The sequence below is a fragment of the Halopseudomonas xiamenensis genome (assembly GCF_014219065.1).
Taxonomy (GTDB): Bacteria; Pseudomonadota; Gammaproteobacteria; order Pseudomonadales; family Pseudomonadaceae; genus Halopseudomonas; species Halopseudomonas xiamenensis.
Map to the genome: position 1 here is coordinate 179,768 of NZ_JACLGO010000003.1, position 24,028 is coordinate 203,795.

At 63.4% G+C, this 24,028-nt stretch carries 21 protein-coding genes; 5 read left to right on the forward strand and 16 right to left on the reverse strand.

The genetic code is table 11. From position 1 onward, the window contains the following. Window positions 1-15: 15 nt before the first annotated feature. From H6X51_RS03345 to H6X51_RS03355, 3 genes are read right to left on the reverse strand one after another with little or no spacing between them, the layout of a single operon-like run. A complete protein-coding gene (locus H6X51_RS03345) occupies window positions 16-549 on the reverse strand; it encodes a flavin reductase family protein (RefSeq protein WP_185266088.1) in 534 nt (177 codons plus the stop codon). Then, a complete protein-coding gene (locus tag H6X51_RS03350) occupies window positions 546-1,430 on the reverse strand; it encodes an alpha/beta fold hydrolase (protein WP_185266089.1) in 885 nt (294 codons plus the stop codon). Before H6X51_RS03350 ends, H6X51_RS03345 begins: the two co-directional genes overlap by 4 nt. A gap of 27 nt (window positions 1,431-1,457) precedes the next feature. Further along, window positions 1,458-2,384 carry a VOC family protein gene (locus tag H6X51_RS03355; protein ID WP_185266090.1) on the reverse strand — a complete coding sequence of 309 codons (927 nt, stop codon included), beginning with the start codon at window positions 2,382-2,384 and terminating at the stop codon, window positions 1,458-1,460. Between the two features lie 388 nt (window positions 2,385-2,772). Here H6X51_RS03355 and H6X51_RS03360 point away from each other — a divergent pair, with 388 nt between their 5' ends. Next, a complete protein-coding gene (locus tag H6X51_RS03360; RefSeq protein WP_185266091.1) occupies window positions 2,773-4,596 on the forward strand; it encodes a sigma-54-dependent Fis family transcriptional regulator in 1,824 nt (607 codons plus the stop codon). Here the strand turns inward: H6X51_RS03360 and H6X51_RS03365 are convergent. Beyond that, entirely contained in the window at window positions 4,593-5,543 is a 951-nt protein-coding gene (locus tag H6X51_RS03365) for a DMT family transporter (protein ID WP_185266092.1), read from the reverse strand. The two genes, H6X51_RS03360 and H6X51_RS03365, sit on opposite strands and share 4 nt — an antisense overlap. A 132-nt stretch (window positions 5,544-5,675) precedes the next feature. Here H6X51_RS03365 and H6X51_RS03370 point away from each other — a divergent pair, with 132 nt between their 5' ends. Both H6X51_RS03370 and ada read left to right on the forward strand, forming a co-directional pair. Further along, on the forward strand, window positions 5,676-6,170 hold the full coding sequence (locus tag H6X51_RS03370; protein ID WP_185266093.1) for an Lrp/AsnC family transcriptional regulator: 495 nt from the start codon (window positions 5,676-5,678) through the stop codon (window positions 6,168-6,170). Between the two features lie 114 nt (window positions 6,171-6,284). Then, a complete protein-coding gene (gene ada, locus H6X51_RS03375; protein WP_185266094.1) occupies window positions 6,285-7,358 on the forward strand; it encodes a bifunctional DNA-binding transcriptional regulator/O6-methylguanine-DNA methyltransferase Ada in 1,074 nt (357 codons plus the stop codon). Between the two features lie 88 nt (window positions 7,359-7,446). Here the strand turns inward: ada and H6X51_RS03380 are convergent, their stop codons facing one another. The 3 genes from H6X51_RS03380 to H6X51_RS03390 are packed head-to-tail and all read right to left on the reverse strand — an operon-like array spanning window position 7,447 to window position 10,237. After that, on the reverse strand, window positions 7,447-8,022 hold the full coding sequence (locus tag H6X51_RS03380; protein WP_185266095.1) for a cysteine hydrolase family protein: 576 nt from the start codon (window positions 8,020-8,022) through the stop codon (window positions 7,447-7,449). A gap of 26 nt (window positions 8,023-8,048) precedes the next feature. After that, on the reverse strand, window positions 8,049-8,792 hold the full coding sequence (locus H6X51_RS03385) for an SDR family NAD(P)-dependent oxidoreductase (RefSeq protein ID WP_235991222.1): 744 nt from the start codon (window positions 8,790-8,792) through the stop codon (window positions 8,049-8,051). Next, window positions 8,789-10,237, reverse strand: coding sequence for an FAD-dependent oxidoreductase (locus H6X51_RS03390; RefSeq protein WP_185266096.1), 1,449 nt, complete (start codon window positions 10,235-10,237; stop codon window positions 8,789-8,791). Before H6X51_RS03390 ends, H6X51_RS03385 begins: the two co-directional genes overlap by 4 nt. Window positions 10,238-10,336: 99 nt before the next feature. On the opposite strand from H6X51_RS03390, the gene H6X51_RS03395 reads away from it, so the two are divergent. Further along, complete coding sequence (locus tag H6X51_RS03395; RefSeq protein ID WP_185266097.1) at window positions 10,337-11,278, forward strand: LysR family transcriptional regulator; 942 nt, start codon at window positions 10,337-10,339, stop codon at window positions 11,276-11,278. A gap of 328 nt (window positions 11,279-11,606) precedes the next feature. Here H6X51_RS03395 and H6X51_RS03400 read toward each other — a convergent pair whose 3' ends face one another. From H6X51_RS03400 to thrH, 8 genes are all read right to left on the reverse strand, one after another. After that, window positions 11,607-12,788, reverse strand: coding sequence for an IS110 family RNA-guided transposase (locus H6X51_RS03400; protein WP_221627199.1), 1,182 nt, complete (start codon window positions 12,786-12,788; stop codon window positions 11,607-11,609). Between the two features lie 80 nt (window positions 12,789-12,868). Next, entirely contained in the window at window positions 12,869-13,837 is a 969-nt protein-coding gene (locus tag H6X51_RS03405; protein WP_185266098.1) for an electron transfer flavoprotein subunit alpha/FixB family protein, read from the reverse strand. Next, window positions 13,834-14,616 (reverse strand): electron transfer flavoprotein subunit beta/FixA family protein, encoded by a 783-nt coding sequence (locus H6X51_RS03410; RefSeq protein ID WP_185266099.1) that lies wholly within the window; start codon window positions 14,614-14,616, stop codon window positions 13,834-13,836. Before H6X51_RS03410 ends, H6X51_RS03405 begins: the two co-directional genes overlap by 4 nt. Before the next feature lie 15 nt (window positions 14,617-14,631). After that, entirely contained in the window at window positions 14,632-16,005 is a 1,374-nt protein-coding gene (locus tag H6X51_RS03415; RefSeq protein ID WP_185266100.1) for an FAD-dependent oxidoreductase, read from the reverse strand. A gap of 11 nt (window positions 16,006-16,016) precedes the next feature. Next, complete coding sequence (locus tag H6X51_RS03420) at window positions 16,017-16,835, reverse strand: aspartate/glutamate racemase family protein (RefSeq protein WP_185266101.1); 819 nt, start codon at window positions 16,833-16,835, stop codon at window positions 16,017-16,019. After that, on the reverse strand, window positions 16,832-19,006 hold the full coding sequence (locus H6X51_RS03425; protein WP_185266102.1) for a PQQ-dependent dehydrogenase, methanol/ethanol family: 2,175 nt from the start codon (window positions 19,004-19,006) through the stop codon (window positions 16,832-16,834). The genes H6X51_RS03420 and H6X51_RS03425 overlap by 4 nt, the downstream gene beginning before the upstream one ends. Before the next feature lie 35 nt (window positions 19,007-19,041). After that, window positions 19,042-20,523 (reverse strand): FAD-dependent tricarballylate dehydrogenase TcuA, encoded by a 1,482-nt coding sequence (tcuA, locus tag H6X51_RS03430; protein ID WP_185266103.1) that lies wholly within the window; start codon window positions 20,521-20,523, stop codon window positions 19,042-19,044. Window positions 20,524-20,754: 231 nt separating this feature from the next. After that, window positions 20,755-21,372: a bifunctional phosphoserine phosphatase/homoserine phosphotransferase ThrH gene (gene thrH, locus H6X51_RS03435; protein WP_185266104.1), complete on the reverse strand. Its 618-nt coding sequence runs from the start codon at window positions 21,370-21,372 to the stop codon at window positions 20,755-20,757. A gap of 208 nt (window positions 21,373-21,580) precedes the next feature. Between thrH and H6X51_RS03440 the strand changes: the two genes are divergently transcribed. Then, entirely contained in the window at window positions 21,581-22,315 is a 735-nt protein-coding gene (locus tag H6X51_RS03440) for a phosphoadenylyl-sulfate reductase (RefSeq protein ID WP_185266105.1), read from the forward strand. Window positions 22,316-22,511: 196 nt separating this feature from the next. Here H6X51_RS03440 and H6X51_RS03445 read toward each other — a convergent pair whose 3' ends face one another. Continuing rightward, window positions 22,512-23,954, reverse strand: a complete 1,443-nt coding sequence (locus tag H6X51_RS03445; RefSeq protein ID WP_185266106.1) for a surface lipoprotein assembly modifier — start codon at window positions 23,952-23,954, stop codon at window positions 22,512-22,514. Window positions 23,955-24,028: the final 74 nt, after the last annotated feature.

Here is a 24,028-nt window from a genome sequence, read left to right on the forward strand (position 1 = left end):
CAGCAACCTCGCGGCTCAGGCAAGCGCCGCGAATCGTCCGTTGAAATAGATAAGGGGATCTTCTTCACTCATCTGTCCGGTCACCTGGATGACCTCGCAGAGAAACATGTCATGGGTACTGGCCGGCACCGCCTCGACCACCCGGCACTCGAAACTGACCAGCGCATCGCTGAGCACCGGCACCTGGCTGATGCCCGGCACCCAGGCGCCGTCATCGAAACGCTGTTCACCGGCGACCCCGTCGACCATGCCGGCGAAGCGCCGGGCGATCGATTCCTGCCGGCAGCCAAGCACGTTCACACTCAGGTGACGGCTGGCGGTAATCACCCCGTGGGCATAGACGTTACGGTTCACGCATACCAGCAGGCGTGGCGGCTCGGCGGTGATCGAGCACACCGCGGTGGCGGTCAGCCCGGCACGTTGCTGATCATCACCGCTGGCGATCACCACGCAGTGGCCGGCCAGGTTGCGCATGGCCTTGCAGAAATCGGGCGTGGCGACCGGTAGGTGTTCGCGTGAGGGTTTCATCATGGCGACCTGGGCATTCATGCACCTACCCGCCCGGTCGACAGGAACTCGACCATCACCTGGTTGAACTCCTCGGGCGACTCGTACTGCGGCCAGTGCCCGGCCAGTTTCTTCATCACATACAGCTGCCCCCTGGCCAGGCGCGGCAGCGCCGACTCGGCGGCGGCCACGTCATGGATCGGGTTGTGGCTGGTCCACAGCAGCAGCGATTCGCACTGCACCTTCTCCAGCTCGATCATGTCCGGCGTGCCGCCCTCGTTGACCTTGCGCAGGCGGCCGTACACCAGCGGCGCACTGGCCTGGAAATCGGGCCGCGAATAGATCGCCAGGCGCGAGCCGACCAGCTCCTCGTTGAGCAGATCCCAGTTGCCCTCGTACAGCAGCCATTGCATGCGCGCCAGCACGCTGTCATAGGTAGGCTGCTGGCCGGAGCTGCGGGCCGACAGCTCGGCCAGGTTCTTCAGGTCCTGGCGGCCCTGGTCACTGACGATCGGAATGCCGCCGGTGGTGTTGAACACCGCACGCAGGATGCGCTCGGGATAGCGCACCGCGAAACCACCAGTGACCACGCCGCCCAGCGACTCGCCGGAGATATGCGCCCGCTCGATGCCCAGCACGTCCATCAGTTCACGCAGTTGCTCGACGTAGTCGCTGATCGAGTACTCGATATCCAGCTTCTTGGCCGACAGGCCATGACCGACGTAATCGAAGGCGATCACGTGGTAATGCTCGCCGAGAGCGACCACGTTCCTGGCATAGGCCTCCAGGTGACCACCGATGCCATGCATCAGGATCAGCGCCTCGGGCTTGCCCTGCCCGGCTTCGGCAATGCGCGTACGGCCATAGGTGGGCAGATCGACAAAACGTATCTCTGCGCCGAGAAAATCCAACCAGATACTCATGTTCTTGTTCTCCAGGTAAGGCCGCGATCAGGACAGGGGGTGCTCTTCGGTTTCCGGAACCGGGATCAGGTTGCGCTTGTGCCCCCAGTCGCTCATCTGGTGGAAGGTCTTGACCTCCCAGTCGTTCTCGTCGATGACGATCCCGCCCCAGCCGAACTCGAAGTTGAAGCCCGACGGGGTCTGCGCGTAGAAGGAGAACATCCTGTCGTTCGGGTGATGGCCCAGCTCCAGCACGATCGGGATACCGGCATTGACGGCGCGGTCATAGGCCAGGCCGACATCGTCCATGTCTTCCAGCTGCACCATGAAATGGTTGAGTACCTTGTTGGTAGGCGCCTCGGCGGTGGCGATCGAGTGGTGACGGCCGGTCTTGGTATGGAAGAAGGTCGCCTCGACCATCATCCCCGGTTGTACTTCCTGGCGGATGTAGTCGCTGATGCGGAACTTGAGCACGTTCTTGTAGAAGTCCACGGTCTCGGCACCGTTGCCACGGTTGGCGAACGGCAGGATGTGCCCTACCCCCAGGTTGCCGGTGACGAAGCCGCCCTTGAGCACCTTGGAACGGAACTGGTCCTTGAGCAGCACCACGCCGTGGCCGAAGAAGAACTCATGGTCGAAACCATTGGGGTCCTTGCAGCTGTAGCCCTTCTCGATATGCCGCCGGGCGCACTGCTCGGCACTCAGGGTGTGCAGCTCGACGCCCTTGTCGCGCAGCCCGGCGACGTACTCCTCCAGCTCCCGCTCGCTGGTAAACTCCCAGCCGGCGGCGATGATGTCATCGGCGGCGTTCTGTTCGAGGAAGAAACGCTGGCAGTATTCGTCCATGCGCAGGGTCATGCTGGTGGCATCGCGCCGGCCGACCTGCATGCCGAGGATGTCGGTGGCGAACACCTGCCACTTGTCGAGGTCGCTGACGCCGAAACCGACGTAGCCCAAAGAAGAAATCTCAGCCACTGTGCTATCTCCGTTATTCTTGTTTTCCAGTCCAACCAAGGGTGACCAGAACGTCTCTTGCGTTGTACAAGAGCAATAGCAACGGCTGTGCCAGATAGCGCGCCAACGGCTCTAAATATATTTTTCTCCTTCAATAACAACAAGATAGGGACAAAAGCAGGGAGCCTTCACGGTTTACTGGTACAGGGCCGGAAAAATATGCACTTCATATTTTTCGGGAACCTCGAAATTTTCCGCATGAAAAATCCGCACACCTTTCGAACAAGCTGAAAAGCCCATTCGCTCCCCGCTATCCACCACTGCCGGGGCGACGCATCTGTTAGACTTTTTCCCATGGCAGATCGATATCCCTGCGGTCTGCTACAACAACAATATGCATGGTGAACACATGTCCTCCTCTTCCGACAACAACCACGGCCGCCCGCACTCGCTCAAGGACGTGATCACCGACCTGCGCTTTCCGGACATGCAGGACCTGGCCGAGCATCTGTATTTCAACCCGGAAGAGGGCATGATCTGGCTGGGCGAGAAACGCATGCTGCTGTTGCACGCCGAAGCCTTCGGCGCCCTGCGCCAGGAGTTGCTGGAAACCATCGGCGTGGAACAGACCCGCGGCCTGCTGACCCGCATCGGTTATCTGAGCGGCACCCGCGATGCGGAACTGGCAATCAAGGCCCGGCAGAACGGTAGCCAGCTCGATATCCTCGCCGCCGGCGCGCAGATCCATGCGCTGTGCGGCACCATCAAGGTTGAGCCTGTGCGTATCGAGGTCGACCAGCACCAGGGTTACCTGTACGGCGAGTTCATCTGGAAGCACTCGATCGAGAGCGACCTGCACCTGGCCAGCCACGGCCAGAGCCACGACCCGGTATGCTGGATGGCCTCGGGCTACGGCTCCGGCTTCCTGACCCGGCTGATGGGCAAGCGCATCCTGGTACGCGAGGCCGAATGCGTAGCCCGCGGCGATGATGCCTGCCGGGCGGTGGCCCGACCGGTGGAAGACTGGGAGGATGCCGAGGACGACCTGCAATACTTCCAGCCCCGCCTGTCCGGCCAACAGCGCCGCAAGGCCCCGGCGCGCAGCGAGTTCGCCGGCATGCAGCCGGGCAAGGCCCCCTTCGGGCTGGCCTTCCAGCAGCAGGACGTGGTCGAGCTGGACCGGCCGGTGGGCAGCTCGGCGGCCTACCACGCGGTGCTGCACAAGATCCTGCGGGTCGCCTCGACCAATGCCACCGTTCTGCTGCTGGGCGAAAGCGGCGTCGGCAAGACCATGTTCGCCCATGAAGTGCATGCCAACAGCCGGCGCGCCGAGGCGCCCTTCATCGAGATCAACTGCGCGGCGATTCCCGATACCCTGATCGAGTCCGAGCTGTTCGGCGTGCAGCGCGGCGCCTATTCCGGCGCCACCGAAGCGCGCCCCGGACGCTTCGAGATCGCCGATGGCGGCACCATCTTCCTCGACGAGATCGGCACCCTGAGCATGACCGCCCAGGGCAAGCTGCTGCGTGTGCTGCAGAGTGGCGAGCTGGAGCGCCTGGGCAGCACCAAGACCCTGAAGATCGATGTGCGGGTCATTGCCGCGACCAACGAGGACCTGTCCGAAGCGGTCAAGCAGGGGCGTTTTCGCAGTGACCTGTTCTACCGCCTGAATGTGTTCCCGGTGACCATCGCGCCGCTGCGCGAACGCAAGGACGACCTGCCGCTGCTGCTGGAGCGCTTCGTCAACCAGTTGTGCCAGCAACACGGCCGACAACTGGCCGGCATCACTCCCAGGGCGTTGCAGCGCATCCTGGACTACCCCTGGCCGGGCAATATCCGCGAGTTCGAGAATGTCATCGAGCGGGCGGTGATCCTCGCCGACGACGGCGAAACCATCGACCTGCGGCACCTCTCCGGCCTGGAGGACAACCAGCGCGAACGCCAGCACGGCACCGTCAGCTGGGACCAGGCGCCCGGTATCGGCATCCGCCTGCCGGAACCCACCACCCGCCCGGCTGGAGGCACCGAGGCCGCTGCCGGCCCCTCGCTCGATCACACCGCCCTGCGCCTGCTGCAACAGCAGCCGCTCAGCCTCAACGATATCGAGGACGCCTTCGTACGTGCCGCCATGCAGCTGGCCCAACAGAACATCACCCGCGCCGCCGCCCTGCTCGGCCTGACCCGGGCGCAGATGGATTATCGCCTGAAGAAGATGGCCAACAGCGACGGCTAGCCCGCCTGCCGGCTGGCGTGCCGTGCAGCCGCGGCGGCCAGCAACATGCCGGCGAAAACCAGGCACAGGCCCAGCACGAACAACGGCGACAAGCGATTGTCCAGCAACAGTACCGAGGCCAGGATACCGATCAACGGCACGCCCAGCGTGAAGTTGGACATGGCGAAGGTACTGATGCGGCGACCGTGCTCGGCGGAAATCACGAAGCAGGCCGAGGTCGCCACCGGGCCGATGAAGAACAGCAACTCGAGTAATCTCCGGTCGAACGCGATCGCGGTTGGCGGGCCCTCCAGCAATGCAGCGAACGCCACCAGCGGCACGCTGGCCAACAACATCTGCCAGGGCGCCAACGACAGGGGTGATGCCGTCCACCGATGGCGCTTGATATGCAGGATCACCAGCGACCAGCTTATGGCGGCGATGATCAGGAAGGCCGAGCCCATCACCACGCCCGGAGCGGACCAGTCCATCTCCCAGGGCGAGCAGATCAGTCCGACACCACCCAGGCCCAGTGCCAGGGCAAGAAGCTGCCAGCGGGTAGGTGTATCGCGAAACAGCAGCCAGCCGACCAGCATGCCCCACAGCGGTGTGGTATAGGCCAGGAGTACCGCGCGGCTGGTATCCACATGGGTCATGGCGATCAGACCCAGGCCGGTGAACGCCATCATCTGCAGCAGCCCGATACTGAACACTATCGGCCAGTCGCGCCGGGGCGGGAACGCCAGCGAGCCGCGGATCGCCAGCAGCACGAACAGGCACAGCGCGGCGCTGCCAAAGCGGATGGCGGCCAACCACAGGGGCGGCACCGCATCCAGCGCGAGCTTGGTGGCGGGCCAGCTCAGCCCCCAGAGCAACACCATGACGCCAAGCCAGACCAGGGTGCTGACGCTGGCGAAGGGAGCGGCTTGGGCGCGGGACAGATGGGCAGAGGTTCTTGAGCTGTTCATCAGAGTATCGATCCAGAAGACGAAAGATCATGCTACCCTTGCCCCGGCGGAATTAATTATCTATATATCCCAATAACCAGCCAAAACAGAATCAACTTTCCCGATTACACGAACAAACAGAAGAGATTATCCTTGAGCAAGGTCGACCTGGATGAAGCCAGCCTCCGTATCCTGGATGAGCTGCAGAAGAACGCTGAACTGAGCAATGCCGAACTGGCGGAACGGGTGGGCCTGTCACCCTCGCCCTGCTGGCGGCGGGTCTCGGAAATGAAGCAGAACGGGGTGCTGCGCGGCTCGGTCTCGCTGGTCGACCCACTGAAGCTGGGGCTGGCAGTCAACGTATTCGTCCACGTCGTACTCAAGCAGCAGGACAAGGAATCGCTGGAGGTGTTTACCCAGGCCATTGCCAACCGAGCGGAAATCATGGAGTGCTACCTCATGAGCGGCGAGGCGGACTTCATGCTGCGCGTGGTGATCGAAGACCTGGCCAAGTACCAGGTCCTGCTGCTCGACTGCCTGACCCAGATCCCGGTAGTGGCCAGCATCCGGTCCAGCTTTACGCTGAACCAGGTCAAGTACACTACCGCATTGCCAACCGGGCATCTGCGTGGCAGGGCAAGCCCGTGATGAGAGCAAGCGGCAGCGACCGGGAACAGGCAGAATTCGACCGCAAGAATCGGAGTTCCCGCGATGGCAGGCTGGCTTAAGCTGACAACCAATGCCCAAGCCAGAGATGATGCCATGAACGCTCATACCACCATGCTGCCCGCCTACGACACCGACGAGGCGCGCTGGCAGGCCGTGCAGACCAGGGATGCCCGGGCCGATGGGCATTTCGTCTATGCCGTGCGCACCACCGGTGTGTACTGCCGTCCCAGTTCGTCGGCTCGCCTGCCGAACCGTGAAAACGTCGAGTTCTTCCCCTCGCCGGCCGCGGCCGAAGCCGCCGGCTACCGCCCCAGCCGCCGCGCCCAGGGCGACCGCACCGCCGCTACCGCGGAACGCAGCGCGCTAGTGGCACAGGCCTGTCGCCTGATCGAGTCTTCGCAAACCCCACCCGGGCTGAGTGAACTGGCAGCCCATGCCGGCCTCAGCCAATCGCACTTTCATCGTGTTTTCAAGGCCGAGACAGGCTTGACGCCCAAGGCCTATGCCACGGCCTACCGCGCTCGCAAACTGCAGGAGGAGTTGAACGCCAGTGGTAGCATCACCGACGCGATCTACGGTGCGGGATTCAATTCCAACAGCCGCTTCTACGAGACCGCCGGTCAGGTGCTGGGCATGCACGCCAGGGAATATCGCGCTGGCGGCGCCGGTGCGGTGGTCCGCTTCGCCGTCGCCGAATGCTCGCTGGGCGCCATTCTCGTCGCGCAAAGCCAGCGCGGTATCTGCGCCATCCTGCTGGGTGACGATCCCGAGCGCCTGGTACAGGATCTGCAGGACCAGTTTCCCAGCGCCGAGTTGATTGGCGGCGACAACGACTTCGAACGGCTGGTCGCCCAGGTGGTCGGCTTTATCGAGGCACCCGCCGTCGGACTGAACCTGCCCCTGGACGTACGCGGCACCGCGTTCCAGCAACGGGTCTGGCAAGCGCTACGCGAAATCCCACCGGGATCGCGGGCGAGTTACACCGACATCGCCGAGCGCATTGGCGCGCCCAGGGCCGTACGCGCAGTCGCCCGGGCCTGCGCGGCCAACCACATTGCCGTTGCCATTCCCTGCCACCGTGTCGTGCGCCGCGATGGCGACCTCTCCGGCTACCGCTGGGGCGTGGAACGCAAGCGTGAACTGCTGCGGCGCGAAGCGCAGGATTGAAGCTCACCGGCCAGGCTGCTGGAAGAAAAAAAGCCCGGTCTCATCAAGGGACCGGGCTGCACATCACCACCTCGGGGCAGGCAGTGAGTTACGCAAAGGCCGACTCGGAAGTGGCCACGGAGCAAAAACGGGCAATGCTGGCCAGCGAGTTGGCGTGTTCCTGTTCGTTGGGGCCGGCACAGCAATCCTCGAGAACCACCACATCGAAATCACGGTCATGGGCGTCACGCACGGTGGCCTGGACCACCGCCTGGGTACTCACGCCGCTGCAGTAGATACGCTCAATCCCTTCACGCTTGAGCAGCAGTTCCAGCCTGGTCTGGTAGAAAGGCGAGACCCGGTGCTTGACGATATCCCAATCGCCGGCCTGCGGTGCCAGCGCCTCGTGCACCTGGCCGCCCCAGGCATTCATCTTCAGGATGCCGTTCCTGGCGATCGGGCCGAATACCTGGGAGTCGGGGTTGGCCTCGCGATGATCATCGGAGAACGCCACCCGTACGTAGGCCACCGGAATACCCTTGGCCCGCGCCCTGGCGATGGCGTTGGCGGTGCGCTGGATCACCTCGCGGGCCTGGATGTCGGCCTGCATCGGCGCCTTGCCGCTGGCGCCATCGGCGTGTACCAGGTCGTTCTGCATGTCCAGAACCAGGTAAATACTCTTCATTGAAATCGTCCTTATGGTTGGTGAACTCAGTCGCACCAGAGTGCGCCGTTGACATCGAGAATCTCGCCACTGATAAAGCCGGAACGCTCATCGAGCAGAAAGTGGATCGCATGGGCCACCTCCTCCGGCGTGCCCATGCGCCCCGCCGGCACCAGCGCCCGCAGGCTCTCGGGAAAACTGTCGGTCATCTGCGTGGCAATCGGACCAGGAGCCACCGCATTGACCCGTACGCCCTGGGGCGCCAGTTCCTTGGCCAGGAACCCGGTCAGGGTATGAATGGCCGATTTGGACATGCCGTAGGCGATGTTGCCGGCCCGCTCCAGCTCGCCCGGGTCCAGCCAGGGCCGCGCATTACCGGCATTCTTGCCGACCACCGAGCCGATATTGACGATGGCCCCGCCTCCCCGCGCTGCCATGCGCCGCCCCACCTGCTGGCAGACGATCAGCGTACCCAGCACATTGATGCGCCAGACCCGCTCGACCTCGGCCAGCGGCAGGTCCATGGCCCGCCCCCGGGACACCACGCCGGCCACATTGACCAGCGCGGTGATCTGCCCGTAGCGCTGCTCGCCCTCCTCGACCAGCTGGCTCACCGCCTGCTCGTCGGTCACATCCAGGCCGCGAAACGACACTGCAGCGGGCAAGGAAGAGCCCGGCTGCATGTCGGTGGCCAGTACCTTGTAACCCTCGGCCAGCAAGCGCTCGCAGGTGGCCTTGCCGATGGCGCCACAGGCACCGGTCACCAGCGCCAGCCCCTTGCCTGCGCTCATGCCGTCACCTGCGCCGCGGTCTGGCCAGCGCGGCGACCATAGACCAGGCCACGCAGCACCGAGGTACCGCCACAGTAGTTGTTGAAATACATGGCGGCGGCTTCACCGGCGGCGTACAGGTTGTCGATCGGCGCGCCGTCGATATTGATCACCCTGGCCTGCTCGTCGATCTTCAGGCCACCGAAGGTGAATACGTTGGCGGAGATGATCGGATAGGCGAAATAGGGGCCGGCATCCAGCGGCAGCGCCCAGTTGCTCTTCGGCGGCTGCAGGCCCTCAGTGGCCACGCCATCCAGCTCCAGTGGCTTCCAGTTGCCGGGGCGGCAGGCAGCGTTGTACTCGGCAATGCTGCGCTCGACCTGCTGCACCGGCAATTCCAGCTTGCGCGCCAACTCGGCCAGGGTCGCGCCCTCGATGGCGGGCTGGTCGGTGCGGATGCCCAGTTTGTAGTTGGGAATATCCTTGACCTTCTGGTCGAGAATCACCCAGGCGATGCCCTCGGTCTGGGCCAGGATCTGCCGGGTCACCCGCTCGTACCAGGCATCCACCGTGCCGGGTGCCTCGTCCGTGAAGCGCTTGCCTTCCTTGTTCAGCAATACACCGTAGGGAAAGATGAAGATCGACGGCTCGGAAATCCCCGAGCGCGGATCGACCGGCTCGGCGTGGAAGTTGCCGTACTCGCCGGCGGCGGCCGCACCGATATCCAGCGCCATCTGGATGCCCTCGCCACGGTTGAAGTAGCCACCCTTGCATACCGGGCGAATGAACGCCGCCTTGGGTCCGAGATAACGGCTGAGCATTTCCAGGTTGCCCTGGAAGCCACCGCAGGCCAGCATCACCGCGCCATTGAACTGCAGCGCGCCACGCTCCACCGACCAGGCCCGCAGACCGGCGACCCGGTTCAGCTCATGGCTGACCAGGCCACGGGCGGTGGTCTGGTAGAAGAACGCCACGCCCAATGCCTCGGCACGCGCCGCCAGGCACTCGACGATGGCCTCGCCGCCACCCACCGGCAACAGGCGCGGCTGGGTGCTGGTCAGGAACTGGGTCGGCAGGAAATCGAAACGCACGCCCTGCTCCTTCAACCAGGCGATGGTGCCGGGTACATTCTCGGCGAAGGTGCCGATCAGGCTGGCGTCGATGAACGCCTGGTTGCGCGCCTGGGTCGACCAGGCGGAGCGGTCGCTCAGGGTCTCGGCGACAAAGTCCGGGTCCTGGTAGAAACCGGCGTTTTCAGCGAGGAAGAGATCGAAGTCGTCGGTGACCTCGTCGTGGCTCTGCATGCGCAGGTAGGCTTCGGTCCAGCGCGTCTGTCCACCGCGCTCCTCACGCAGCGAACGCTCCAGCACCGCGACCTTCAAGCCCCGCTCCGCTGCCGATACCGCCGTTGACAGGCCGGCTGCGCCACAACCCACCACAATGAGATCAAAATTCAGTTCAGTCATTTTTGTGCCTCCCTCAGGTGGTTGCTACTATAGGAACCCGCTCGAATGGGTTCGAGGCTGGCTGGGCTAATGGGGTTTTAGAAAAACATGAAGAACCGAATGGACAAACTCTGGGCCATGCAGGTGTTTACCAGGGTGGTTGAATGCGGCAGTTTCAGCCGCGCCGCGGAATCCCTGGACATCGCCAACGCCACCGTCACCGCCAGCGTGCGCAACCTGGAAACCTACCTGGGCGTCACCCTGCTCAGCCGCAACACCCGCACCCTGCGCCTGACCGATCCGGGGGAGCGTTTCTTTCAGCATTGTGTGGCTCTGTTGCGCCATGTCGCCGAGGCCGAGGCCGAGGTGATGGAGCAGACCGGCAATATCAGCGGCCAGCTGCGTATCGAATCCCCCGCCGCCTTCGGCAAGGAAGTCATCGCCCCGTTGCTGGCCGACTTCGGTCAGCAGCACCCGGAACTGCAGGTCGCCCTGCGTCTGACCGACCACCCCGAAGGCTTGATCGAGAGCGGCACGGATGTGGCGATTCGCATCGACTCGGTGAATGACGCCGACCTGGTAGCCCGCCCGCTGTACCAGGCGCACTACGTGGCCTGCGCCACGCCCAGCTTCCTGCAACTGGCCGGCACCCCGCAGCACCCCGGCGACCTGCGCGCCGCACGCTGCCTCGGCCTGTTCCGCAAGGCCAGCTACAGCCCGGCGGTATGGTCGTTCAGCCGTAACGGAGAACACCACGAGTTGCTGCCGGAAGGGCCGGTGCACTTCAATAGCACCGATGCGCTGATCGATGCCGCACTGGCTGACCGGGGGTATATCTATGTGCTGGATGTATTCGTCAACCCGCTGATTTCAAAGGGATTGCTGGTGGAACTGTTGCCCGACTGGAGCACCTACGGCCGCACCTTCTTCAGCGTCACCCCCAAGTCACGCTTCGTCGCGCCACGTACCCGGGCGTTCATCGACTATATGGCCAGCTGCCTGGACGCCCAGCGGCGAATACCCGTCGGCGTGCAGGTGAGCCTGGAGCATGGGCGCAAGTAGCGAGAGGTCAGGAGCGTCGCGCACTCACAGGAAATACTGCCTGGCCCTGGGAGGTTCGTATATGGTCTCCTCCCTCATTGCAAGGCCTTCAACGTTCAATGACAAGAGCAGGTTGTCTGTCGTATATCCGGCCTCTGTATGCAGCTTGAACTGCGGGCCCCGATGAGATCTGCAAGTGTATCGTCCTGATCGAGCACACAGCCTGTGATGGCTTTGAACCTCCGAAGGTTTTCGATACACCGGTTTACCTGTGTTGTCATCGTTTGCTGATTGCCTTCGCAACCTGGGGTGTGCCTCTTGTTAACCTTGTTTAACTGCTTTGATGTCTTTACGCACAGGGCGCGGCTTGGTAGCGCTCGGATCGGGTAATGACTGCCCAGCCTATACGGGCCATCTTGTTTGCCAGGGCGACGGTGGCTTTGTTGTAACCTCGCCGCTCCACGAGGCTGAGAACCCACTGTCGGAGCCTGTCATTGTGCTTGTGCGCATAACGTATGGCTGACCGGGCCCCATGGATCAGCAAGGCGCGCAGATACTTGTCCCCGGACTTGGTAATGCGGCCCAGGATGGACTTGCCTCCCGTACTATGCTGTCTGGGGACCAGGCCCAGAGCTGCTGCCGCATCGCGACCACACTTGAACTGTTGACCGTTGCCCATCCAGCTACGGAAGGCGCTGCTGCTGATAGGGCCGAAGCCGGGAATGCTGATCAGGTTCTGACAGACTTCATCCTGCTTGGCTTGGCTCTCGATCTCCTGGGTGTACCATGCGAGTTCCTCCTCCCAGAGGCGGTACTGCTGGTATTGACGATCCAGTAGTTGCCGCAAGCGCCAGGGCAGGCTGTTCTCACCCTCTTCCAGCAGGGCCGCGACCGTGCTGCCAAAGCGTGCCTTGCCTTCGGGTATGACCACGCCATGCTCGGCCAGCAGTGCTCTGGTACGGTTGATCAGGCGCGTCTGATCGGCCACCAGAGCCTTGCGTATGCGGTGCAGGTTCTGGTTCAGCACCTGCTCCACCGTCTTCGGTGCCACAGGACGAATGCGTCCGTGCTGAGCCGCCTCGGCAATGGCTTCGGCATCGTTATAGTCATTCTTCTGTCGGCGCAGGTAGGCCTTGATGTGCTGCGGCGGCAGCAGCTTCACCTCGTGGCCCAGTGCCTGGATCTCTCTGGCCCAATAATGGGCGCCGGAGCAGGCTTCCAAAGCCACGACACATTGTGGCTGATTTGCCAGATAGGACAGCACCTGTGCTCGCCGCAGCTTCTTGCGTTGCAACTGTTTGCCTGAAGGACTCAAAGCCACAACGAAGAAAATGCTCTTTGCCAGATCGATGCCGATAGTCATACTTGAGTTCATGGTCTCCTCCCGACTCCTCGTTTCTCTCAATAGATGTTTAGCATCTATTTCCTGGCGCATCACGACGCCGTAAGGGGGGAGGGAGGAGACCATCTCATCGAGCACCAGCTCGTACCAAGGCGCGCCGGCAGCCAGGGTGTTACCGGCTGGCCCCATTCATCGAGCTGGTGCTCGACGTGCCCAGAAACGGTCCAGCGTTACCTGACGGGGCCATACGAGGCGCGCCCCCATCAGCATCAGCCCGGCAACTGCTCCAACAACACAGGCAGCAGTTGCTCCCACTCGGCCACCACCCCCACATTGGCGACCTTGAAGATGTCCGCCGCCGGGTCCTTGTTGACCGCCAGGATGCAGGTCTCGCTGCTGATCCCGGCCAGATGCTGCGGGGTGCCAGAGATACCGACCGCCAGATACACCCCGGCAGTGACGAAGTTGCCGGAAATACCCACCTGCCGGGCCACCGGCACCAGCCCGGCATCCACCGCCGGCAGGCTGCCGCCAAGCGCGCCATCGAGTCTGGCCGCCAGCTCCTCGAGCAGGGCAAAGCCCTGCTCATTGACCCCGCGCCCACCAGCTACCACCAGCCGCGCGCCCTGTACCGGTGCCAGGCGTTGCTCGCTCCGGCTCTGCTCGATAAGCATGGCCGGCGGCAGCGGTTGTGACAGCGCTACTCTCTGCGGCTCGGCCAGCTCCCCCGCGGCCACCGCCTGTGCCTTGCCCAGCCGCAGGCAGGCCACGCCCAGCGGCGCGTCCAGGCGCAGTTCCAGGGTCTTGCGCCCGCCCCATACCGCCCGCTCGGCAAGCCAGCCGGCGTCATCCCACAGCAACTGCTGGCAGCGGCCGAGCAAAGGCGCATCCAGTTGCGCCGCCAGGTGGCCGGCCAGCTCCTCACCGTCGGCGCCCGGCGGCACCAGCAGAACCTGTTGACCGCTCAGGTCCCCCAGCACCTGCGCCGTGGCGGCGGCCAGTGCCGGCTGGTTCTGCGCATCGGCCAGGGCACTGTGCTGCGCCAGCCGTACCGCACCTGCGCCCGCCGAAGCCAGCCGCTGCAACACCTGCGCGGGCACGTCTTCGCCCAGCAGCAGCACGTCGAAGCCGCAGCCGGCACTGGCGCTGACCTGTTGCGCCGTGCCCAGGGTAGCGACCAGTGCGTCCTCGCCCCAGGCCAGTGGAATCACCGCTACTATGCCATGCGTCGCGCTCATGCCTGTCCCTCCCCTTGCAGATACGCCAGCAAGACCATCGCCTGGCTGGTCACGTCGCCCTCCAGCATCCGGCAGTTGCCGCCACGCTGGACCTCCCGCGCCGGCAGCAACCGCCCCAACGGCAGCCAGCTGCTGGCCTCGCTGTGGGCGACGACCGTCTCGAAGCTCATCTTCCTGGCCATCATCACGTTCTTCATCAGTGGATGACGCAACTTGTTGCGCCGGTCATTGGTCACCGTCGCCAGCAACGCCGCCCGCGGACGATGCCACTGCTGGCTGGTAGCCCGCTCGCGCAGCAGGCTGAGCTGGCCGTCCTGCCACTCGGCATACTGGACCAGGGCGAACAGCGGCAGGTGCAGGCGAGCCGCCAGCATCACCGGCAGGCCACCTTCGTCCAGGTCACCGAACTCGCGGCCGATCAGCAGCAGGTCCGGCTGCAGCCCTTCATCCGCCAACAGCTGGGCGATCTGCCCACTACTCAGCCGCGCATCCCAGGGGCAGTACGGCTGCAGCTGCAGGCAGCGCAGGCGATCGGGCTTGAACGCGGCCACGGCACGCAACAGGTTGTCCTCGTTGCTGCCACCCAGCACCAGTACCTCGATACGGCAGTCGTCGCGCTGGTCGCGCAGTTTCAGTGCCAGCTCCAGCGCACCCTCGTCGAACGGACTGAGAATGCGCCGCGACTGGCCACTTTCAGCAATCCGGCCATTGTCCAGGCCGATGTCATGCAGCGGGTAGCGGTTGTCCGCCACCCCCGCCAGCAATACCAGGATATTCATCGCGCCCTCCCCGCCTCAGCCATTGACCGCAGTGGCCGCGGCCAGCCGACCGAAGATCGCCGCCTTGCCCAGCGCCGAGCCGGTCATATAGGCCGCGCCATGCAGCCCGCCGACCATTTCCCCGGCAGCCAGCAGGCCCTCGATCGGCTCGCCGAACACATCCTGTACGCGCATCCGCGCATCCACCCGCACCCCGCAATAGGTGCCGAATACCGCCGCGGTGGAGGGATAGGCATAGAATGGCGGACGCAGGATCGGGCGCAGCTCGCCGAACTGGTGCACCAGATGCTGACGGCCGAATTCGGGGGTATGCCCCTCGCTGACTGCGGCGTTGTAGGCATTTACCTCATCGACCAAGGTCTGCTCCGGTAGCTCCAGCAAGCGGGCCAGTTGCTCCAGGCTGTCGGCCTCGACGAACAGGCCCTCTTCCAGGCGCCGCTCGAAATCGAGAATGCGCACCCGATTGTCGCCACTGCGCATGATGTCCTGATCGAGAATCTGGTAGGTCACCCCATAGGGCTGCTGCATGCAGGCATCGCCCAACAGCTTGTAGGACAGCGACTCATCGACATAGCGCCGACCATCCTGATTGACTGCGATCGCGCCCTTGTACACCGCCAGGCAGGCATGGTGGTTGTGCTCATCCATCGGGTGCTTGCCGAAGGTGCCCTTGATATGCACCATGTCGCGCACATCGGCGCCCAGCGCCCAGGCCATGCGCAGACCATCGCCTTCGTTGCCCTCGCCGCCGATAAAGACCGCCTCGTCATACAACGGGGCGAAGCGGTGGATCATCTCGCGATCATGCACGAAGCCGCCGCAGGCCAGGATCACGCCCCGCTCGGCATGGATCTCCAGGGTCTGCCCGGCCTGCTCGGCAGTCACGCCGATCACCCGCCCGCCGATATCACGCAGCAGCCGACGGGCACGGGTCTGGTAGAGGACCTCCACCCTGCCGCTGCTGCGCGCCGCCTGTTCCAGTTGCCGTACCATGTCCGCCGGATCGACGTTATGCACCCGTGGTACCGATTGCCCGGAAGCCGTTTCGATCACCGGCTGGAAGCTCACGCCGTGGTGTTTCAGCCATTCGTAGGTGGCCAGCTGGTTGTCGGCGTAGGCCCTGACCAGCGCCTCGTCGCACTCGCCCTTGCCCACGTCCACCAGATCGCGGAACAGCAGCTCGGCCGAATCCTCGATGCCGCGCTCCTGTTGCAGGTCGGTGCCGGCAAACGCCAGGCAGCCGCCGCTCATGGCCGAGGAACCACCGCTGGCTGCGGTCTTTTCCAGCAGCAGCACCTGCAGTCCCGCCTCGGCAGCGCTCAAGGCAGCGGCGAAACCAGCCAGGCCGCCGCCAATGACCAACAGTTGGGTGTTCAGGTAATTGCTCATCTCAGTGTTCCTCAGCGCGGGTCGAGCAGACGCTCGCCCAGGCCATAAAATTCAAGAATCTCACGTACCCGCAGCGGATCAGGCCGGGCAGAAAAGTAGTTGCGGTCGCAGCTGGCGGTACCGTTGGCACGCTGCAGATCGACCATGCTTTCCGCCTGCTTGATCCAGGCGCCCAGCGAGTCCAGCACCGGCACCCCGTCCACCTGGTTGATGCCGTGGGTGGCCAGCAGCACGTTCAGCGGTGCTTCGCCGGGAATGATCACCTCGGCACCGGCCTCGATCAGGCCATGGGCTGCGGCCTGGAAACGCTCGATCAGCCTGTCCGGCTGCTCGAAGGCCGCCAGCACATCGTTGAAGCCGAAGCCGACATGCCGCACGCCGCTCAGGCGCTGGCCCAGACCATGGCGCTCGGCGTTGTCGGCGACCAACTCGGCCAGCTCGTCGATGAACACCAGCACACCGAACTTGCGCCCCAGCATGCAGGCGGTCAGCATCGCCGACTCGCCATACCCCACCACCGGAATCCGCAGCAGGCTACGAATCTCGCGCAGCGCCGGCTCCGGCAGCGTGCTGATGGCGTAGGCGTCATAGCCCTGGGCCTCGGCATTGATGCCATTGGCCATGAACTGCAGGCCATGCAGGTACTGCAGCGCGGCATGCTTGATATCGGTGCCCGGATAGTTGCTGCGGTAGGTGCCCGGTTGCATGCCATGCATGTCGATCACCGTATCCGGACGGGCGACCTTGCGGAAATGCGCACGCAGCGCGGCGTCATAGGCGCCCAGGTCACTGAGAACGGTAAAGCTCTGGTGCCAGATACGAATACTCATGGTTGGTCCTTGTCGATATGGTTGTCGGAACGGTTGGCCTCCATGACCAGGCCGGGTTCGGCCGGCTGGCTGGCCCGGGCGCGATCCCGGATGAACTGCTGCAGCGCCTGCAGCTGCGCCTGGTCGAAATCATCGAACACCGGCATGCCGCGCAGTTGCAGAGCACCACCGCGCACCACCTGATCGAAGCCTTCCGGGCTCAGCGCCAGGGCCGAGGCGCGCAGGTCCGGGGCGCCGCCACCGCTGATCACATCGTTGCCATGGCAGGTCTGGCAATTGCGCACATACAGATCCCGCCCCCGCTGCACGTGCTCGGCATCCAGTTGCAGATCGGGGTTATCCAGCAGTTGCAGCGCTGCGCTGGTTACCGGCGGCAATGCGGCCTCGCCGCCAATACGGAAGGTCAGCAGGCGTCTGGTCTGGTCGCGATAGCCCCAGCCGTGCTGGGCGAACAACGAGCCTCCGACCAGCGGACCTCCGCCACCCCAGCCGACCAGCACGGAAATCTGCTGCACACCATCAACGCTGTAGCTCACCGGCGGTGCACTGATGCCACGCTGGGCCTGGAACTGCCACAGCGGCGCACCGCTGGCGGCATCGAAGGCCTTCAGATAGCCATCGGCCTGGCCCTGGAATACCAGGTTGCCGGCGGTGGTCAGGGTACCGCCCGGCCAGGCACCGGCGGTGGGCTGCGACCAGACCTCGCGCTGGGCCAGCGGGTCCCACGCGATCAGCGATGAACTACCCGCCTCGCGCGGCGCATCACCGGCGCCGAGATTGAGACCGAAGGCATAGGTATGGCTGCGATGCAGCCACTTCTTCGGATCGATACCCATGTCGTTGTAGTAACCGGGAATGTGCAGCGCCGGCACGTACACCAGCCCGGTCTGTGGGTTGAACGACATCGGATGCCAGCTATGACGCCCCGGTGGCCCCGGCCAGATGAACGCCTCGCCGCTTTCATAACGCGCGCCGGGCACCTCCACCGGGCGGCCGGTGGCCAGATCGACGCGTTCGGCCCAGGTCACCTCGCCCAGTTTCTCGGCGGAGATCAGCTTGCCGCTGGCCCGGTCGATCACATAGAAGAAACCGTTCTTCGGCGCATGCAACAGCACCTGGCGCGGCTCGCCGTCAATCTCCAGTTCGGCCAGCACCATGTCCATCGAGGAGTTGAAATCCCAGGTCTCGCCGGGCGTGGTCTGGTAGTGCCACTGGTACTCGCCGCTGTCGGCATCCAGCGCGACGATGGATGAGAGGAACAGGTTGTCGCCCCCTTCCGGGCTGCGTATCTTGCGGTTCCACGGCGCGCCATTGCCGGTACCCAGGTACACCCGGTTGAACTGCGGATCGTAGGTCATCGAGTTCCACACGGTGCCGCCACCGCCGTGCTTCCACCACTCGCCACTCCAGGTCTCGGCGGCCATGCGCATGGCCTCGTTCTCGAAACCCTCTGCCGGGTTGCCGGGTACGGTATGGAAGCGCCAGGACAACTCGCCAGTCTTGGCGTCATAGGCGCTCACATAGCCACGCAACGGGCCATTATCGGCACCGCCGAAACCAATCAGCACCTTGCCGTTGAATGCCAGCGGCATGCCGGTGATGATCGCACTGCTCTGCGGGTCGGTGGTCTGCACCGACCATTGCGGTTCGCCGCTGGCCATGTCCAGCGCGATCAACCGGCCATCACCGGTGCCGACAAAGAGACTGTTCCCCCACATCGCCAGGCCACGGTTCATGCCCCAGTACATGCGCTGGCGACGCGGGTTATTGTCGCGAAAGGCTTCGGTGACCTTGGGGTCGTAGCGCCACAGCGGCTTGCCGCTGCGCGCATCCACCGCGTGTACCACGCTGTGCGTGGCGCTGAAGTAGATCACGCCCTCCTTCACCAGCGGCGTCGATACCAGCGAGGTCGCTTCGGGCAGGTCCAGTGCCCAGGCCAACCCCAGCTCCGAGATGTTCTGGCTATTGATCTGCTGCAACGGGCTGAAGCGCTGCTCCGAGTAGTTGCGCCCGTAGGCCAGCCAATCGTTGCCTGGCAGCTCGGCACTGATGGCCGCGCGGTCGACCGGGGCGGCAGCAGCCGGCAGCGAGCAGCTCATGCCCAGCCCGCACAGCAAGGCCCAACTCAGCGCCTGGCGCCGCAGCGCCCAGGGTCCTTGGGGATATCGCATAGTGCAATCTCTTGTTGTCATTATTGTTGTTCCGTTCAGGCCCGCTGCCACTCATCGCTACGGGCTGCCGCCCCGGCACCGGCCAGCCGCCCCAGCACCGAGCCGGAGGTCAGGCCCGCGCCACCGGCGTACTTGACGTAATAGAGGTTGCCGACCAGTTCGCCGGCGGCGTACAGGCCGTCGATCGGCTGTCCCTGCTCATCCAGCACCTGCGCCTGGCTGTCGACCTGCAAACCGCCAAAGGTAAAGGTGATGCCGCAGGTCACCGCATAGGCAACGAAGGGCGGCTTGATCAGCGGATTGGCCCAATTGGACTTGGGCAGGGCCAGGCCTTCGGTACAGCGACCGTCGCGGATCGCCGGGTTGAAGGGAATGTCGCTACGCACCGCCGCGTTGTATTCCTCCAAGGTCTGCAGCAACGCCCGGGTATTGACACCCTCCAGCTTGCCAGCCAGCTCTTCGAGGCTATCGGCCTGAATGCGGGTCGCCTGGCGCACCCGGTATTCGTCGGGCAACAGTGACTCGCTATGCTGGTCGAAGATCTGCCAGGCCACCCCGCCCGGCTGACGCAGCACCTTCTCGCCCATGCCGGAATAGGTGTAGTTGCGAAAGTCCTCGCCCTCATCGACGAAGCGCCGCCCCTCGGCATTCACCACCACCCCCAGGTGGAAGTAGTTCTTCTGCATGTTGAGCAGGTCGATATCACCCATCGCCGGGGCGTTGAGGTCGTAGAACACCGCATGGCAACCGGACCAGTTGCCATGCGCGGCGGCGCCGATATCCAGCGCCATCTGGATGCCATCACCGGTATTGAAGCGCGAACCCCGCACCTTGGCCAGATCCCAGCCTGGGCCCAGGTACTGGGCGCGCCAGCGCAGGTTGGCATGGAAACCACCGGTGGCGACGATCACCGCCGGCGCGGCGAACACCTCACCATCGGCGGCCAGCACCTGCCAGCGACCATCGCCACAGCGGTTCAGGCGCTTGGCACGCGCCCCATAGAAGACCTCCACGCCCTCGCGCTGTGCCCGGTTGCTCAGCGCCTCGACCAGCCCGAGGCCACCGCCGGATACCTCCACGGTAAGACCACCCCAGAACTTGTACTTGCCATCCACCTTGAACGCCTGGCGCCCGTAGATCGGCATGAAACGCACGCCCTTGGTGGTCATCCAGCGCAGCGTATCCAGGCTCTGGGTGACCACGGTGTCGAGCACCTCCGGGTCGGCCCGGTACTGGCTCATGGCAGCCAGTTCACCGAAGAAATCATCCTCGCTGTAGCTGCCGAAGTCGCTGGTCTCCAGCTCGCTGTCGAGCAGATCGGGCATCAGCACCCGCAGGTCGTCATTGCCACGGTAGGCCACGCGAAAGGCGCCACCGGTATGTGCCGAGTTGCCACCTTTCTGCTCCTCAGGCGCGCGCTCCACCAGCGCCACTCGGGCCCCAGTCTCCCGCGCCGCCAGCGCGGCACAGAGCCCGGCATTACCGCCGCCAAGAACGATTACATCGAATGAATGCATGCAGCCCCCTGTTATGGCCGGCGCAATGGGAGGCCGGCTGTGAACATGGCTGCATTATCCGGGGAGCCCGGAGGAGGTAGGAGTCTTCGGGATCGAAGGGGGTTTTCAGGTTAGCTGTAAAATCGGGAGGAGCTAACATCAGGCCAGGGAAGGCCGGGTTCCATCCCGGCCAGCGGTGTTTCTATGAACGGCACTGGTCGAGGTGGAACTCGACCTTCCATGGAACCAGCCTTACAACACCAGCGAACGATTCGACGCCTTGATGAATTCCTGCTTCAGGTCCTCGAAGGTATGCACCGCCGGGAACTGCGGAAATTCAGCAATGACGTTGTCTGGTGCATGGAACAGGATGCCGGCATGCGCCTCGGACAGCATGGTGGTGTCATTGTAGGAATCGCCAGCGGCGATCACCCGGTAGTACAGACTCTTGAATGCCAGCACCGACTGGCGCTTGGGATCCTTCTGGCGCAGCTGATAGTCCACTACCCGGCCGCTGTCATCGGTCACCAGCTTGTGGCACAGCAGGGTCGGAAAGCCCAACTGACGCATCAGCGGCTGGGAGAATTCATAGAAGGTATCGGACAGGATCACCACCTGGAAGCGCTCACGCAGCCAGTTGACGAACTCCACCGCGCCGTCCAGCGGCTTCAGCGTGCCGATGACTTCCTGGATGTCCGTCAGCTTCAGGCCATGCTCATCGAGAATGCGCAGGCGCTGCTTCATCAGCACGTCGTAATCCGGGATATCCCTGGTGGTCGCACGCAGCTCGGCGATACCGGTTTTCTCGGCAAAGGCAATCCAGATTTCGGGGACCAGAACACCTTCGAGGTCAAGGCAGGCGATTTCCACAGAGTACTCCTGAAGCAGTGATTGAACTGGCGCAACAATCTACCGGCTCCGCTTGCGGGGCGCAACGGCGAGCCGACCGAACACCGGATATTGATAGCCAAAGAGCATAAAACTATAACCAAATAAAAGCAGAAGTGCTAAGCGGCGCTTGTTAAAATGCCGCGATTAAAGATGGCCCGCATGCAGGGCCGCATTGCGGGAGAGCCTGATGTCCACCAATCTGTTCGATGTAGAAACCCTGGCCGCGGAATATGCCAGCAAGTCGCCGCAGGATATTCTCAAGCTGGCCATACAGCAATTCGATGATCTGTGGCTGTCGTTCAGCGGCGCCGACGATATCGTCGTGCTCGACATGGCCTGGAAGATCAACCCGAACATCAAGGTCTTCACCCTGGACACCGGCCGCCTGCACCCGGAAACCTATCGTTTCCTCGAAGAAGTGCGCAAGCACTACGGCATCCAGCTGGAGGTACTGTCCCCGGACCAGCGGTCACTGGAAGCCTATGTGAAGGAAAAGGGCCTGTTCGACTTCTACGAAAGCGGTCACGGCGAGTGCTGCGGCATCCGCAAGATCGCCCCGCTACGCCGCAAGCTGGCTACCGTCGACGCCTGGATCACCGGCCAGCGCCGCGACCAGAGCCCCGGCACCCGCAGTCATGTACCGGTCATCGAACAGGACCTGAGCTTCGGCAGTATCGAACGCCCGCTGATCAAGTTCAACCCGCTGGCCAACTACAGCAGCGAGGATGTATGGAACTACATCCGCATGCTGGAGATTCCCTACAACAAGCTGCATGAGCGCGGTTTCATCAGCATCGGCTGCGAACCCTGCACCCGCCCGGTGCTGCCCAACCAGCATGAACGCGAAGGCCGCTGGTGGTGGGAAGAAGCCACCCAGAAGGAATGTGGCCTGCACGCGGGTAACCTGATCGCAAAGAACTGACAAGCTCGCCAGGGTTGGCGAGCACCTGCTCGCCGACAGCCATCAGCGGCTCGAAATTGCAGGCGTAGCGCAGGTGCGCTACACCCCAAGACTGCAGGCCGCTGGTGTGTGGATTGATTATATGCGTGCTGCAAACCGGCAAGCCCGCCAGGGTTGGCGAGTGCCTGCTCGATGAAAAACCACCGCGACCTTTCCCTCAAAAGCTACGCCGCAACATCAAACTCACCTCGGTCTGCTCAAACCCGAACGCCCAATCCAGATTGCTGTGATTGATGCTATGCCGCAACCGGATCTCCGGCGTCAGTCCCGCAACCTTCCAGCCATTGACCCCGGCGCTGAGGATATACACCTGCTGCCGGTCCCGCCGCCGGTCACCGAGAAAGAAGTCATGGGCATCATTGCGGCTGTCGCGGTAGATAGCCATGCCGTTGACAAACAAACCGGCTGGCCCGGGAAAGCCGTGGTACACCCCTGCCCTCGCCGCCCAATCCTTGCTGCTGGCCTGCTCTATCTCGTATTTGCGGCGACTCACAGTTAACCCGCCATACAGACTGGTATTGACTTGCGGCATATAAGCCGCCGTCGCGCCCCACTGATACAACTCATAATCCGCGCCGAGACGCTGGCCCTTGCTGGTATATTCGTAGCGGCGGGCGTCCAGGTTAGTGCTGATCTGCCACTTGCGGCCCAGGGTATGCCGCCACTCCAGTTGCAGCCCGTGGGCCAGATACTCACTGGCACGGTTGCGGTAATAATGCTCGACGTAGGGCATGGCGCTGATGCTGTTGCGCGCATTCAGATACTGATAGCCCACCTGCAACTGGGCCAGGTTGGTGCTGTAGTCCTGCATGGTCGCGGTGCTCAACGGATTGGTTTTGTCGTAATAGGTGCCGTAGCTCATCGGCCGCAGTTGCAGGTTGTGATTGCCTGACAGGTTATAGCGCCGTTGCAACGACAGCTCATAATTAACCAGCCCGGACTCGATGGGATCAGGCATCTGCCGTTCAAAAAAGCAGATACCGGCAAAATAGTTCAGGCAGCTGTAATAGCCATTGCCCTGGTTGATATTGTCGTTATACCCCACCCCGACCGCCGCGCTGCCATGCCAACGGTCACGGATGGCCATGGCCTGCTGGTATTGCGCTACCAGCATCTGCACCTCTGCGGGCAGCCCCATGGCCAGCACCTTGTCAAAACCCTGCGCGGCACGTTGCTCCTGATGATCTTCAAACCACAGACGGGCCAGCTCCAACTGGATCCTTGCATCCTGCGGCTCCTGCTCGTTGGCTTGCTCCATCAGCCGCAGTGCCTGCGGATACTTGCCCTGAAAACGGGCATACAGGCTTTCCGCCATATTCGCCAGCGCGGGCCGATGCCCCGGCAGCTCGCGATAACGGGCGATAAAGTCCGGCAACTGTGTCCACTGCTGGGTATTGATCGCCACATAGATCGCCGGAGTAAGCGCCTCCAGGGTACTCGGCACCTGGTAGCGCTGGCCCTCATACATCAGCGTACCAGGCGGCGGTGCCAGCTCCTCCTCGGCCTGGGATCGCTGCTCAAGACTGCGGCGGGTCTGCTCCTGCAAAAAGCGCGTATCGTCGTCATCGGCCCAGATTGCGGGCGCAACAAGGCACGCCATAAACGACAGCCAGAGGGCTGTGGAACGGCAAGACATAGAAATTTTTCCATTCTGAGTGATGGCGTCATAGAATG

What these genes read in the sequence shown, in the direction of transcription:
- H6X51_RS03345 (WP_185266088.1), bottom strand. Translation starts at nt 549, where the DNA reads ATGAATGCCCAGGTCGCCATGATGAAACCCTCACGCGAACACCTACCG.
- H6X51_RS03350 (WP_185266089.1), bottom strand. Translation starts at nt 1,430, where the DNA reads ATGAGTATCTGGTTGGATTTTCTCGGCGCAGAGATACGTTTTGTCGAT.
- H6X51_RS03360 (WP_185266091.1), top strand. Translation starts at nt 2,773, where the DNA reads ATGTCCTCCTCTTCCGACAACAACCACGGCCGCCCGCACTCGCTCAAG.
- H6X51_RS03365 (WP_185266092.1), bottom strand. Translation starts at nt 5,543, where the DNA reads ATGAACAGCTCAAGAACCTCTGCCCATCTGTCCCGCGCCCAAGCCGCT.
- ada (WP_185266094.1), top strand. Translation starts at nt 6,285, where the DNA reads ATGAACGCTCATACCACCATGCTGCCCGCCTACGACACCGACGAGGCG.
- H6X51_RS03380 (WP_185266095.1), bottom strand. Translation starts at nt 8,022, where the DNA reads ATGAAGAGTATTTACCTGGTTCTGGACATGCAGAACGACCTGGTACAC.
- H6X51_RS03385 (WP_235991222.1), bottom strand. Translation starts at nt 8,792, where the DNA reads ATGAGCGCAGGCAAGGGGCTGGCGCTGGTGACCGGTGCCTGTGGCGCC.
- H6X51_RS03390 (WP_185266096.1), bottom strand. Translation starts at nt 10,237, where the DNA reads ATGACTGAACTGAATTTTGATCTCATTGTGGTGGGTTGTGGCGCAGCC.
- H6X51_RS03395 (WP_185266097.1), top strand. Translation starts at nt 10,337, where the DNA reads ATGGACAAACTCTGGGCCATGCAGGTGTTTACCAGGGTGGTTGAATGC.
- H6X51_RS03400 (WP_221627199.1), bottom strand. Translation starts at nt 12,788, where the DNA reads ATGGGGCCAGCCGGTAACACCCTGGCTGCCGGCGCGCCTTGGTACGAG.
- H6X51_RS03405 (WP_185266098.1), bottom strand. Translation starts at nt 13,837, where the DNA reads ATGAGCGCGACGCATGGCATAGTAGCGGTGATTCCACTGGCCTGGGGC.
- H6X51_RS03410 (WP_185266099.1), bottom strand. Translation starts at nt 14,616, where the DNA reads ATGAATATCCTGGTATTGCTGGCGGGGGTGGCGGACAACCGCTACCCG.
- H6X51_RS03415 (WP_185266100.1), bottom strand. Translation starts at nt 16,005, where the DNA reads ATGAGCAATTACCTGAACACCCAACTGTTGGTCATTGGCGGCGGCCTG.
- H6X51_RS03420 (WP_185266101.1), bottom strand. Translation starts at nt 16,835, where the DNA reads ATGAGTATTCGTATCTGGCACCAGAGCTTTACCGTTCTCAGTGACCTG.
- H6X51_RS03425 (WP_185266102.1), bottom strand. Translation starts at nt 19,006, where the DNA reads ATGCGATATCCCCAAGGACCCTGGGCGCTGCGGCGCCAGGCGCTGAGT.
- tcuA (WP_185266103.1), bottom strand. Translation starts at nt 20,523, where the DNA reads ATGCATTCATTCGATGTAATCGTTCTTGGCGGCGGTAATGCCGGGCTC.
- H6X51_RS03440 (WP_185266105.1), top strand. Translation starts at nt 21,581, where the DNA reads ATGTCCACCAATCTGTTCGATGTAGAAACCCTGGCCGCGGAATATGCC.
- H6X51_RS03445 (WP_185266106.1), bottom strand. Translation starts at nt 23,954, where the DNA reads ATGGCGTGCCTTGTTGCGCCCGCAATCTGGGCCGATGACGACGATACG.